Here is a 13,069-nt window from a genome sequence, read left to right as displayed (position 1 = left end):
CCCATGCCGAACACGGTCGTTAAGCTCTTTTGCGCCGATGGTAGTTGGGGGCTTCCCCCTGTGAGAGTAGGACGTTGCCAGGCAGTAAAACACAATCCAATAGGGTTGTGTTTTTTTATATGTAGAAATGTTACGCTCAAAAAGTTGAAGATATCTGGACTGAAGGAGCAGCGTCTTCTTCAAATGAACCGATGGATACATCATGAGACAGCATCTTGAAATACGTCATGTCCCCAAGTGAGACAAAATGTTTCTCTTCTTAGACAGACTGAATATCCCTCGTAGGAGAGAGAGTGTGAGCAAGGAAGTTGCTAAGCAGAATAAACATAACCCTACGGATAACGGGTTCAGGAGAGAAAATAACAACTATCATTTGAAGGCTTTAGATGATTTATTTTGTATATGATATAGCTCAGCCTAACTATTCAACATACGTAAAATCGGTCTTAATGTGTTTCGCTATATTTAGTAATAGAGTATTCCACCTTTTTCTGTGGGGACTTGTTGATATACTTTTTTATAGATGGGTTCCCTCTGCCTCCAAAATCCTATGCAAATCGATAATAAATCAATAAAAATGTACTTAGCACAAATAAAAAGTTTAGAAAAACAAATATCATTTGGTCCAATCGGGTTTTATGCATTTTAACTGGTGGATGATAAAAGGATATTCCTTCGATAATAAAAATTATTAAAACAATATGAATCATCCCATGTCCCACTATTTCAGTGTAGCCAAATATGGTCGTTGTCAGGATAAATAAAATGGTTACTACAACAGCCAATAAACGGTTGAGAATACCAACGACTAATAGGTAACCAACGACGAATTCAATAAATGCTGATAGAACAACAAATAGTTCAGGGGCAAAGCCAAAAGTAGGGACGTGATGGCGCTGAATAATATCGATAGCCATAAAAGGGTAAACCCATTTTTCTACTGCAACCCAACATAAACTTAAACCTGTTCCGAGATAAAGAAATGGAAACCCTGCCGTCTCCCATTTTGATCTCCCAACCAATAAAACACCGATAATAGCAAGGTAATACCCATAGTCTAGCATATGAAACCAACCGGAATAGCTCCAAACATGAATAAATAAACCAAGCAATAATATGGAAGCTATTTTTGTTGCATAGTGATAAGGAATTAATAGTAAAACAATAACCGTGTACATAAGAACCGTTTGCCAATTATGGTGGATAGTAAACTCAGGTGCAAACATCGTTCTATTAAGAACTTGTAAAATTAATGCGACAGCTGTACCATATTTTAAAATATAACGAGAGTACTTCCGATACCCATCTAACTTCATATCGATTGTGGAGACACCGGGAATCTTCATCAAATGTGTTATGAATTGAGATATTATCGCTAAAAAAAGAGCAATTAGTAAGGATAACATTATGAATTCTATTGAAAGGATTTGTTCAATAGGAACCTTTTCTGGTTCTTGCTCCGTAAACCATTTTACATGTGCGTTTGCAATAATTGGTGAAAAACAAATTAAGCCAAATAAAAGAATTGAATTGCATTTCTTCATTGGATATATCCCTCCTTTTTGTAACAAAGTTCAAAAATTAGTATCCCTTAATAAGTAGCCGATTATGTTGTCGTCCACTGAAAAAAGACTAAAAAAAGCCCATAGATGGGAAAATGTCGTATTGACGCATTAAGGGTATTTTTCGTTGTGAGCTCCAATGTTGAAACCTCACTAAAGAAAATAATTATATAAATAAAAAAGAATGATCCCATTCCATTAGTTATTGGTTAAGGAAGTATGAAATACCAAATGAATATATCGAAAAGGCTTGGGATGTTAGTGATGATGAATTGATAAACTCTGTTCACAATTTTGGGATAACAATAATTGAGGAGTTAGAAAGAGAATTACTAATATACATTGATGACCTCTTAGTTTTGGATGTTGAAGGGAAGTGCGATAATCCATTATAAAATGTTACTCTATTAAAGTAACGGGTGCGATGCTTCATCAAGAATTAGCGCTCTTTCTTTATTGTACTAACGGAGCAGTTTTGTTGAGTAAGAACTTTTAGTCAGAATAAAACACCTCCCATTAACAAGAGGTGCTAATTGGTTAATTATTTGTCTTTTGCAAGATTTTTTCTATTTGGTGCAAGTGGAGGCTCCTCTAACCACTTATACTGCGTCATTATATTGAACCATTCTTTTGTCACCATCAAGTTTTTCAATATAATCTCTTCATAAGTTACTACAAGATCTGTTCGCATTGCGGATGCAAGTCCTGTTCCATGATATGCTTGTGAGGTTTGCAATAGAAATCCAATATGATACAACATCAACTTATCTGAAAAAGGAGAATCCTGAGAAGTTGTGATTTCGGATTCCCAAGACATTGGTACAGGCAGATTATCTTTCTTTAATATACTGCTAAGTGCTTGAATTTGGTTATCTGAGTTTTTTTGCGTTGACTCCAAAAATTTTCTTACTTCTTTAGATTGAGCAACTTGGCTAAATGAAATAGAAAGAGTTTTCTCCAATATCTTCTTTTTCAAATTAAACGAAAGACTAATAATTTCAGTCGCAGCTAAAGGTCGTTTGTCCCCAAAGTAGCCATCTAAAAATTGTTGACCTGAAATAAATTCAGGAGTTGCTTCAGGATAAAAGTTAGGGTCTCTTTGAAAATGTCCCTTTTCTAACAGTAATTCTATCGTTTGATGATACATTCTTTTTCCGTCATTATCGCACGAATCATAAAAATATCTCAAATCCTTTCTTACAGAGGCGCTAAGTGATGTTGTGTGTCCCAATAAACCATGTAATGTCATAATGTGTAAATAGTGTAAACAAAAAATGTCCGAAAACAATCTTTTTGTCCCTTTATTAAGGTCTGAATCAGTAAACCCAATGGGTACAGGAAATCCCTCATTTTCAATAAACGTAGCTATCTGATTTTTCTGTTTTGCAAATGTACTTATCGCATCCTCAAATAGAATTCTTATTTTTTCATCTTCTATAATGGATAACATATACTTGTTTATAACATCAACAGCTGTACCATTAACATATTCTGCCCACAAAGTCCCTATCTCAGCAGATGTGAGCTTTAAATCCTCTTTATCCATAAAATCACCTCATAAAGTATATTTTACTAATTAGGATAGAAATATAATCTTTTTAAAAATATAAAGGAAATGTAAAGTTTGAATTCTTGAGAATTATTTATATAAGTATGAATGTGTATTAACTAAAAAAGGCAAGCAAAATACATGGCTTGCCTTTATCGTAAACAATGTACACAAGGTAATACTTGATGAATATTCAATAATTTAATTTAGAGATTGCATCCTTAACATCGTATTTAATCTGAATATGATATTGCTAAAGAAGAATGCTACTCTAACTCCCACAGTAATTACGCCTGAGAATAAACTAAAAAGAATATCCAAAGTATATCCCTCCACATTGAGTTTAGTATTAAAATAATAACACTAAAAATTAGTATCTAACTATCGAAGAAATTTATCCAGTGAAATTAATCTTAAATAATAGCTACGAAGTCAGTAATCAATAAATGAGAGGTTGCTTGTTCAACTATCGGTAAGCAATAGCTGAACAAGGGGCTGTCGATGGGAGCTCCTATTATTTATTTTTGTTAACGAAGCAGTTTAGCTTAACATTGATAAGCTAAATATTATTATTTTCAATGGTTAACAGACTTTCATGAAGAAAATACAGAAGTAGGTTTACTTGTGTATGATTTATATTTAACACAGGAAACATACCCTTCATTAAATGCAAATGAAGCACCTTACTTTTATGTATTAGACCAAAAAAGAATTCTTCTCGAAACAACAGATTTTGAAGAAATAAGAAACTTTTTGGTAGAAAATATTGATTAAGTTGTTGTGCTAACGGGAGCAATAGTTCAAGAAAGAAGTAAAATATGATTAAAACCACACAGATATTTATCTGTGCGGTTTTGTGTGCTAGTATTATTATTTCGTTCATAAGTGACGAACGGTACGTTACCTTAAAAACACAACACAAACAGGGTTTGGAACAGAAATTTCAGCCCCGGTAGAAGCTAACTTTCCTGTAATAAGGTCAATTTCATATTGAACGATATTACTTGTATTTTGATTTGCTACAAGTAGATAATCTCCATTAGGAGCAATTGTGAAATCACGTGGGAAGGATCCGTTGGTAAGTGTGTAATCAACTAGTGTTAGTTTGCCTGTTTCAGGATCAACTTGAAAAACAGCTATACTATCGTGTCCACGGTTTGATGCATACAGAAACTTCCCATCTGGAGATAATTTAATGGCACCTCCGATACTTTCCCCATCATAGTCACTAGGAAGAGAAGAAATATATTGAATCTCTTTAAAGGAACCATTTTTTTCATTGTAGCTTAAAGCAATAACTTCAGAACTTAGTTCTCCGTTTACATATGCAAATTTTTCATTCGGATGAAACTGAATATGACGTGGGCCTGTCCCAGGTTTAAACGAATGCTCGGTATGTTTTTCTAGGTTTCCTTCTCTTACATTATAAATAACTACTTGATCAGTTCCCAAGTCTACTACACATAAACGTTTTTTGTCGGGAGTTAATCCCGCATAATGAGCGTGTGGTTTTTCTTGTCTTTCATGGGGGCCATCGCCCTCATGTGTGACCGTTGAAATCGTAGTGGCAATTTCTCCGTTTTCAGTAAGTTTATAAGAGACACCTGTACCTTTGTGATAGTTGGCTGAAAAAAGGTACTCATTGTTTGAATCTAAGCTCACATGACAAGGGGGAGCTCCATCAGTAACCTCATTGTTTAGCAACGTTAAATGGCCATTGGAGTCAATTGAATACGCTCCAACACCACCTTCATTTTCAACTTTTGTAACAGAATAGAGGTATTTTTGGTCGCTCGAAACTGTTAAATATGTAGGGTTTTCTAGTTCAGCTGCTACATGAACCTCCTCCATCGTTCCTGTGGATGCATCCATTGAGAAACGGTAAATACCTTTGCTTTCGCCTTTCGTATATGTACCAACATAAGCTGTTAATTTACTAGTCATTGTATCAATGTCCCTCCAAAGATCATTTTCATATTAACTATATCATACGCTGAAAAGGAGTGCATTTATTAGCGAAAATGCCATTTATTTTAATCAATTATTTACAAACAGATTACAGTTATTGCGCAGAACTTGACTTTTATTGATATAGACTATATAGTTATGGTAGTTAGGGGGAATTCATTTTGGATAAAAAATGCGCTGGAACCACAAAAGACATCATTGCTTCTTTTGCCGTCTATCTCTCTCAAAAAGGAAGGTCAGATAATACAATCAAAACGTATTGTGGTGTGATCCAATCATTTGACAGTTGGTTACAACCTCAAGAAAAAACAATACAAGATCTGACAGAACATGATATTCAAACATATATTGATTTCTTAGAATCAGAAAATAGAAGTGTATCAACAATAAACAAAATATTCAATACACTTAATACATTTGCAAAGTCAATAGGTAGACGGGAATTAACGAAGAATATAAAAAGGTCAAAGACTAAAATAGATTATGTTGCACCTGAATATTTAAGCAAGGAAGAAGTTGATGAACTTCTGAAGAAAACGAAGGCAGATGCAAGTATACGAAACGTAGCGATAGTATATACACTTTTATATACAGGTGTTCGGGTTTCTGAATTGTGTATGTTAAATAAAAGTGATTTAAAGATAAATTATAAAAGTCAGACTGGACAAATGATCGTTAGGGATGTTGAAGAAGATAACGAACGAATTATACCGTTATCAAAGGAACTTGTTCATAAACTACATGATTACCTTACATCAAGAGAAGATGAACACGAGGCACTTTTCATATCTAATTACCAAAAGCGAATTGCTGCTCGGACGGTTCAGCATATGTTAAAAGAAGAGTATGGAGTTTATCCACATAAGCTTCGCCATACGTTTTGCTATGATCTGGTTCGAAAAGGCGTTGATCTTTCTATCGTTGCGCAGCTCTCAGGTCATTCAGATGTTAATGTCACCAAGCAATACCTTCAGTCTGCCGACGACATTGTTAGTTAATTATGAATAGCTAGCCACATATAGCTCTATATCTGATTAGGTCGGAAATAGAGTTATATGTGGCTCTTTTATTTTTGTAATTTGTTTAAAAAATCAGTAAAATGATAACCGTTTTGGTCTAATAACCATACACTGTCACAGAAGGATTCTTCTGGTATTGGAGTGATCAGAATGCATGAAAGTAGGAAAGATCAAGTGGTTTTTCCAAATCAACCATCTGTATGTAATATGCAAGAAGTATATTGTTCCCACTCACATAAACTTGGTAGGAGTAAGAAGAAAACAAGAGTGTACGAAATGAATGAACCGATACGTTTACCTGATAATCATGGATTTCAACCCTTTGTTGGTAAAGAATTAACCATAACGCTAGAGGGGTTAGTACGGGAGTTTTTAGGGAAGAAGGTACGTCCTATTTTTATAGGGAAAGTTGTTCATGTAACAAATGGTTATTTAACGTTAGACCCTGTAAAATTACAGTCTGATGAAAACACTTATAGTTTCTCAACACCTCTTCATTTTCCTCTGAACCGGATATCAACTTTTTTTCTAACAAGTCAGTCAAAAAAGGAGCATGGGTAATGAAAAGGAAACATAAGGAATTGGTATCATCGTCAGTAATTCGCAGCAAGATATTATATGATAAAATAAGCAGTGCTCTAACGAAGCGTATCTTTATTATGACGGCAAATTATCCATCTATCATTATTGGGAAAGTAATTGATTTGAAAGAAGACTATGTATCAGTTGAAATGGACTTTTCTCAATTTAAGGAATTAGATGGAAAAATTATCTATATTAAAGTTGAGGATATTGATGCTTTTTATGTAGAAGAGGACGGACCGAAAATTCCAACAGTGTTGTAATAAGTTGTTCTGTTAAAGAATAAATCTGGCTACGTTTTACTACCCACGTTGATTGAGAGTCATTTAGTTAATGGGATTCGTAGTCAGATAAGTTATTCATATAAGAAAGGTGCTTACATAAACAGGCAATTAAGAAATTGTCTGAGACAAAAACGAGCGTTTAGTGAATGAAGCATACAGGAATTAAGTACTCCTGCATGCTTGTATGAGACAAGTTAAATTTTAAGGGTTAATGTTAGTCATTTTTTAATTCTTCTTTAACGAGTAAAGTACGAACACGTTGAATAAAACGATGACTTTTTTTAGCTTGGAGATAGGTATCTAGCAATGCCTCAAGAGAATCACGGTCAATAAGGGTCACTTTATTAGCACGAGCTACATTTTTTGCTGCTTTTGAGAAGTAGTTGTTTGTGACAATGATAGATCGGTTTGCTTCATACATGCTTTTGGAAGTAAGTGCATCTTGAATGAAACTAGCCCCAACATCGTTACTTTGTCGTTTTGTATGAACAGTCGCTTTGACACCTTTCTTACGAAGAATGAAATCAGCTCTTGTTTTCCCATTAACTTTAGTTCGATTTACAGAATATCCTTGGTTTTTGAACAACGGTACTAACAGCTCGAGAAATTCACGCTGTGGTAAGTCATCAATATGTAAGAGTGATACTGAAAGGTGAGTCGATAATAATTTTGATGTTTTAAACCAGTAGTACACTCCAGTAAGTGAGAATATGGCGGCAAGAACAAAGCCAAATATGGTAAAACTATAATGAAATAAATGAACAAGGAGATATGTAATAACAAAAAGTAAAATTGGAAAGATAGTCTGTTTCTTATGTTTATTTAATAAATGCATACGATTCACTCCTTTAACACTTTGATATGTAGTATAACCAAAGTATAAAAACATATGAGAAGGGGTCAGACACCTCTTTATCACGTTACCTAGGAAAAGCAGTGTCTGACCCCAGATGGAGGGTTAGTTATGAAAGAATGGTTGTTCTCGTGGCTGAGTCTTCCGATGTTTGCGATCGGTTTCTTGCTACTTCTAGTTAGTATAGTAGCTGTTATCTTACATTCCCGTAAAAAGAAACGATATGATGTGAGCAAAATAACGATTAAAGATATTGACCAAATGTCAGGTCACGAATTTGAGGATTATTTGTATGTCTTATTTACAGCGCTAGGATATGAACAGTCCTTTTTAACGAAAAAGAGCCGTGACTTTGGGGCAGATTTATTATTCTATAATCAGTTAGGGTTGCCGACAGTTGTACAAGCGAAACGAATAACAGACAAAATAGGCTTAGATGCTGTACAGGAAATTTATGCAGCCAAAGCTTTTTATCAAGCTGAAAAAGCCATGATTATTACGTCTGCTAATCAGATTTCGGAACCTTGCTGGAAATTAGCAGCTGCAACGAAAGTTCGGATTGTCAGTCGTGAGGATTTAATTAAAATCGTTACATATTTTAAGCGTGGAAAAGTAGAGGATGCCAAGTGGATCATTGAAGATTCTTTTTTAGAAGTTGATTATAATTTTGAAGATAGTATTGATGAGATCGACCAAAGGCGTGGGATCATACAAGCTGGTTCTTATTACTTTAAAATTCCTCTACGGTCAAAGCGCAGCGAAACGGTATAGGACATCTACAGTGGTGCATAAGGTCAAGTAGGGGGGATGCGCTTATGTTAAAGAGCGTTGACTGGCATATGCTTGCATTTGTAGGAGGATCCTTATTACAAGAGTATTTTCGCTTTGCTCCATTTCCGCGAATTTATTATTTTCAACGAAAGTGAAGCAAAAGAGGACCAGGTAGTTTAATACTGCTTGGTCCTCTTTTGTCTATTATACGGTTATCTGTCGGTTAATTGTTTGACTAATGCGAGCAACAATGGATTCAACTGCTTGTTCATCATTCAAGAGATCATATTCTTGAATATTCAAGCGAAGCACGGGACAAGTTGTGAAATTATTGATCCATTCCTCATATCGGCCATGCATTTCTTCCCAATAGGCAAAAGGCGTATTTTGTTCCATCTCACGGCCTCTTTCTTTAATTCGGGAAACTATATCATCTAGACTGCCCTCTAAATAAATTAAAACATCAGGGTGAGGAAAATAAGGGGTCATGACCATTGCATCAAAAAGGCTCGTATATGTCTCGAAATCGACCTTTGTCATTGTTCCTTTATCAGAATGCATTTTTGCGAATATCCCAGTATCCTCATAAATGGACCTGTCTTGAATAAATCCTCCACCTTGCTCAAACATCTTCTTTTGTTCCTTAAAGCGTTCAGCAAGAAAATAAATTTGTAAATGAAAACTCCAACGTTCAAAATTATTATAGAATTTATCTAAGTAAGGATTATGATCAACACTCTCAAAAGAAGTTTGAAAGTCAAGAGCTTTCGCTAAAGAGTTTGTCATTGTTGATTTTCCAATACCTACTGTACCAGCAATTGTAATGATTGCATTTTCTGGGATGTTGTATTTAGCGCGTAGGTTCAAAGAAAGTCGCTCCTTTTTGCAGTGGAGGGGTCAGACACTTCTTTAGTAGACTAAAGAAGTGTCTGACCCCTTTATATGATTTTCGTTGTCCATGATTCACAGTTCCAAACGTCTGTCGCGACGTCTTGGTAAAACTCAGGCTCATGGCTTATTAGTAGAATGCTTCCTTTATATGCTTGTAAAGCACGTTTTAGCTCTTCTTTTGCATCAACGTCTAAATGATTTGTTGGCTCATCAAGTACGAGAATATTCGTCTCACGGTTAATAAGTTTGCACAGACGAACCTTTGACTTTTCTCCACCACTTAAAACAACTACTTTACTTTCAATATGTTTTGTAGTTAACCCACATTTCGCAAGCGCAGCACGCACTTCAGCTTGAGTAAAAGAAGGGAAGTCTTGCCATACCTCTTCGATACAAGTCTTGTCAGGGTCTTTGGCTTCTTGTTCAAAATAACCAATTTCTTGATAATCGCCACGCTCTACTTCACCGTCAACAGGATTAATTAATCCAAGAATACTTTTAAGCAATGTAGTTTTTCCGATTCCGTTTGCTCCAACTAGCGCAATCTTTTGGCCACGTTCCATACGCAAGTTCAAAGGCCTGGAAAGTGGTTCATTATAACCAATAACAAGATCCTTCGTTTCAAAAATCAATTTGCTGGTTGTTCTTGCTTCTTTAAAATTGAAATGTGGTTTCGGCTTTTCATGCGCAAGCTCAATCATGTCCATCTTATCAAGCTTCTTCTGGCGAGACATTGCCATGTTACGTGTGGATACTCGTGCTTTGTTCCTTGCAACAAAATCTTTTAATTGCGCAACTTCTTGCTGTTGTCGTTTATAAGCTGCTTCAAGCTGTTGCTTTTTCATTTCATGTACTTCTTTAAAATGCTCATAATCACCTACATAACGGCCGAGCTCTTGATTTTCCATATGATAGATAATGTTAATGACACTATTTAAAAAAGGGATATCATGTGAAATCAAAATAAATGCATTTTCATACTCTTGTAAATAACGCTTTAGCCATTCAATGTGCTGTTCATCTAAATAGTTTGTAGGCTCATCCAATAGTAGAATATCAGGTTTTTCCAGAAGGAGCTTAGCAAGAAGTACTTTTGTTCTTTGTCCACCACTTAAGTCGGTAACATCACGGTCTAGTCCAACATCATCTAAACCTAACCCCCGTGCAATTTCTTCTACTTTTGCATCAATCGTATAAAAGTCGTTGTTCGTTAATGTATCTTGAATAACGCCAACCTCTTCAAGCATTTTTTCCAGCTCTTCAGGAGAAGCTTCTCCCATTTTGTCATACATTTCATTCATTTCTGTTTCAAGGTCAAACATATATTGAAACGCGCTCTTTAGCACATCGCGCATCGTCATTCCACGTTCTAAAACAGAATGCTGATCTAAGTAGCCAACGCGAACTTTTTTTGACCATTCTACTTTCCCCGCATCGGGCATTAATTTACCCGTTATTATATTCATAAATGTCGATTTACCTTCACCATTTGCACCGATCAGACCGATGTGTTCACCTTTTAAAAGTCGGAATGACACATCTTGGAAAATGGCACGATCACCAAAACCATGACTAAGGTTTTTAACTGTTAACACACTCATTCCAAACACCTATCCTTATAAAAAATACGTTCTTTTCTGCCTTTACATCTTATCATACGAGCGTGTGAATGTCTGTTTGGAATTCCATTTTAGTATCTGAATGAATTTTCCAAAATAGCCACTTAATATTGAGTTAAGATTAGATTTAATCGTGTAAAATAAAATAGTCAATTAATCTTGAAATAGCTAAAACCGAAACTATTTCGAAAAAAACAAAAATAATATATAATATAACAGGAAATAAAGTGTAATTGTGGAATAGTACATATTGACCTAAAAGCCGAAAAACTTTTACTGGAGGTATGTGTTTTTATTAGGAAGGAAGTGTAAGTTGTGAGCAACAGATTTGATGAAGTAATTGAACGCCGTGGAACAAATTCAATGAAGTGGGATATGACGATGCAACGATTTGGTGGGGAGGACCTACTACCGATGTGGGTAGCAGATATGGACTTTAGAGCTCCACAGGAAGTCTTAGATGCCCTACACGAAAAAGTCGAACATGGGATTTTCGGATATCCAGCTCATTCTAAAACAGTCGATAAAGCAGTCCAAAGTTGGGTGAATAGAAGATATGGCTGGAATATTGAAGAAAGTGCCATTGTTTATACAGCAGGAATTGTCCCAACAATTAGCTATATTATTCAAGCATTTACTCAACCTGAAGATGAGGTAATCATTCAAACACCAGTTTATTATCCATTTTATGATGTAGTTAAGAAAAATAACCGTAACTTAATTAGAAATCCTCTCTCTTTTGATGGCGATCATTATGATATGGATTTTGACCATCTTGAGTCAGTTATTACGGAAAGAACAAAAATGCTTGTGCTATGTCATCCACATAATCCAGTTGGGCGAGTATGGAAACAAGAAGAATTAGAAAAGCTTGCAAATATTTGTAAAAAGTATGACCTTTTTGTTGTTTCGGATGAAATCCATGCAGACTTGTTATTTGAAGGAAAAAAACATATCCCATTTGCTTCTATTAATACAGATGCTGCCAATCGGACATTTACATGTTTAGCTCCAAGTAAAACATTTAACTTAGCCGGAATTCAAACCTCATATGTCGTAATAGAAAATGAATCCTTGCGATTGAAATTCGCTAATCACCTTGCCAATTCGTTTGCTAATTCAGTAAATTCATTTGCAGAAGTGGCAACTGAGTCAGCCTATAATTATGGTGAGGCTTGGTTAGAAGAATTGATGGAATATATCGAAAGTAATTATGCATTTGTTCGAAATTATGTAACGGAACATATGCCTAAATTACGTGTGATGGACTCTGAAGGTACGTATCTATTATGGCTAGAATGTTCTAAGCTACCACTAACAGCGTCAGAACGAAAGAAATGGCTTGTGGAAGAAGCTAAGGTAGCCTTAAATCACGGACCTATTTTTGGAGAAGAAGGAAAGAGTTTCGAACGAATTAATTTAGCTTGCCCTAGGGTAACCTTAGAAGAAGGGCTTGGCCGTATAAAAAAAGCTTATGATGCTCGTGGATTTTAAATGATAATTTTTTATTAAGTGCGGTGAAATTAAGATGGATAGATTGGATTATAAAGTTTTAATTGAAGCATATGAGCGTGCAATTGAATTAGGGTTAGAAGAAGACTTTATTTCGTTGTTACGAGAAGAAATTAAAGAACGTGAAAAAAAGATGAGTCCGGCAAAAATAGCTAATATTTACGTGTAGAAGAAGATTTATGTAGAATCGTTATACATTTTGTTGGAAATATAGACATAATCATTAGCTTGTACTCATAGGTTTAAGAGTGACATTGCAGCGAAGTTAAAAATTGAAAAAGGAGACATTTACTATATGATGGTAGAAAATCTATATCAGGAGCTTGTTGAAGAATGTAAATGTAAACTTAGCAGAGATCTTAGTAGTGGAGAAATGGAACTCATTAAATGGATACAAGAAAAACAGTATGAGCAGTGCTTTCAAGGTGTAAAAAGTTCGTAAATTGTTAAGGGGTTTTC

Annotated in this window: 14 protein-coding genes and 1 rRNA gene; 9 read left to right on the top strand and 6 right to left on the bottom strand. The window is 35.1% G+C overall.

From position 1 onward, the window contains the following. A 5S ribosomal RNA gene (gene rrf, locus AC1FXZ_RS18505) occupies positions 1 to 83 on the top strand; the annotation flags it as partial. 465 nt (positions 84 to 548) lie between these two features. Here rrf and AC1FXZ_RS18500 read toward each other — a convergent pair. Continuing rightward, positions 549 to 1,544 carry a DoxX family membrane protein gene (locus AC1FXZ_RS18500; protein ID WP_480056401.1) on the bottom strand — a complete coding sequence of 332 codons (996 nt, stop codon included), beginning with the start codon at positions 1,542 to 1,544 and terminating at the stop codon, positions 549 to 551. A 559-nt stretch (positions 1,545 to 2,103) separates the two neighbouring features. Then, complete coding sequence (locus AC1FXZ_RS18495; protein ID WP_480056399.1) at positions 2,104 to 3,108, bottom strand: DUF3231 family protein; 1,005 nt, start codon at positions 3,106 to 3,108, stop codon at positions 2,104 to 2,106. A 627-nt stretch (positions 3,109 to 3,735) separates the two neighbouring features. On the opposite strand from AC1FXZ_RS18495, the gene AC1FXZ_RS18490 reads away from it, so the two are divergent. Continuing rightward, a complete protein-coding gene (locus AC1FXZ_RS18490; protein WP_480056397.1) occupies positions 3,736 to 3,885 on the top strand; it encodes a hypothetical protein in 150 nt (49 codons plus the stop codon). A 126-nt stretch (positions 3,886 to 4,011) separates the two neighbouring features. Here the strand turns inward: AC1FXZ_RS18490 and AC1FXZ_RS18485 are convergent, their stop codons facing one another. Beyond that, positions 4,012 to 5,055, bottom strand: coding sequence for a lactonase family protein (locus AC1FXZ_RS18485; RefSeq protein ID WP_480056395.1), 1,044 nt, complete (start codon positions 5,053 to 5,055; stop codon positions 4,012 to 4,014). A 185-nt stretch (positions 5,056 to 5,240) separates the two neighbouring features. Between AC1FXZ_RS18485 and AC1FXZ_RS18480 the strand changes: the two genes are divergently transcribed. The 3 genes from AC1FXZ_RS18480 to AC1FXZ_RS18470 all read left to right on the top strand — a co-directional run bounded on the left by AC1FXZ_RS18480 (position 5,241) and on the right by AC1FXZ_RS18470 (position 6,943). After that, positions 5,241 to 6,077, top strand: coding sequence for a tyrosine-type recombinase/integrase (locus AC1FXZ_RS18480; RefSeq protein WP_480056393.1), 837 nt, complete (start codon positions 5,241 to 5,243; stop codon positions 6,075 to 6,077). A gap of 171 nt (positions 6,078 to 6,248) precedes the next feature. Continuing rightward, positions 6,249 to 6,659 carry a hypothetical protein gene (locus AC1FXZ_RS18475; RefSeq protein ID WP_480056391.1) on the top strand — a complete coding sequence of 137 codons (411 nt, stop codon included), beginning with the start codon at positions 6,249 to 6,251 and terminating at the stop codon, positions 6,657 to 6,659. Further along, a complete protein-coding gene (locus tag AC1FXZ_RS18470) occupies positions 6,659 to 6,943 on the top strand; it encodes a hypothetical protein (protein WP_480056389.1) in 285 nt (94 codons plus the stop codon). The genes AC1FXZ_RS18475 and AC1FXZ_RS18470 overlap by 1 nt, the downstream gene beginning before the upstream one ends. A gap of 235 nt (positions 6,944 to 7,178) precedes the next feature. Here AC1FXZ_RS18470 and AC1FXZ_RS18465 read toward each other — a convergent pair whose 3' ends face one another. Further along, complete coding sequence (locus tag AC1FXZ_RS18465; protein ID WP_480056387.1) at positions 7,179 to 7,799, bottom strand: restriction endonuclease; 621 nt, start codon at positions 7,797 to 7,799, stop codon at positions 7,179 to 7,181. A 129-nt stretch (positions 7,800 to 7,928) separates the two neighbouring features. On the opposite strand from AC1FXZ_RS18465, the gene AC1FXZ_RS18460 reads away from it, so the two are divergent. Then, complete coding sequence (locus tag AC1FXZ_RS18460; protein ID WP_480056385.1) at positions 7,929 to 8,588, top strand: restriction endonuclease; 660 nt, start codon at positions 7,929 to 7,931, stop codon at positions 8,586 to 8,588. A 204-nt stretch (positions 8,589 to 8,792) separates the two neighbouring features. Here AC1FXZ_RS18460 and AC1FXZ_RS18455 read toward each other — a convergent pair whose 3' ends face one another. Beyond that, complete coding sequence (locus AC1FXZ_RS18455) at positions 8,793 to 9,455, bottom strand: deoxynucleoside kinase (RefSeq protein ID WP_480056383.1); 663 nt, start codon at positions 9,453 to 9,455, stop codon at positions 8,793 to 8,795. 71 nt (positions 9,456 to 9,526) lie between these two features. Beyond that, a complete protein-coding gene (locus AC1FXZ_RS18450) occupies positions 9,527 to 11,080 on the bottom strand; it encodes an ABC-F family ATP-binding cassette domain-containing protein (protein WP_480056381.1) in 1,554 nt (517 codons plus the stop codon). A 333-nt stretch (positions 11,081 to 11,413) separates the two neighbouring features. On the opposite strand from AC1FXZ_RS18450, the gene AC1FXZ_RS18445 reads away from it, so the two are divergent. The 3 genes from AC1FXZ_RS18445 to AC1FXZ_RS18435 all read left to right on the top strand — a co-directional run bounded on the left by AC1FXZ_RS18445 (position 11,414) and on the right by AC1FXZ_RS18435 (position 13,052). Next, positions 11,414 to 12,592 (top strand): MalY/PatB family protein, encoded by a 1,179-nt coding sequence (locus AC1FXZ_RS18445; RefSeq protein WP_480056379.1) that lies wholly within the window; start codon positions 11,414 to 11,416, stop codon positions 12,590 to 12,592. Positions 12,593 to 12,626: 34 nt separating this feature from the next. Beyond that, complete coding sequence (gene sda, locus AC1FXZ_RS18440; RefSeq protein WP_480056377.1) at positions 12,627 to 12,779, top strand: sporulation histidine kinase inhibitor Sda; 153 nt, start codon at positions 12,627 to 12,629, stop codon at positions 12,777 to 12,779. Positions 12,780 to 12,905: 126 nt separating this feature from the next. After that, entirely contained in the window at positions 12,906 to 13,052 is a 147-nt protein-coding gene (locus tag AC1FXZ_RS18435) for a hypothetical protein (RefSeq protein ID WP_480056375.1), read from the top strand. Positions 13,053 to 13,069: the final 17 nt, after the last annotated feature.

This window comes from Halalkalibacter sp. HAAS-P014, from assembly GCF_056619965.1.
Note: the sequence above shows the minus strand (reverse complement) of the source record. Positions and strands in the feature narration are given on the sequence as shown.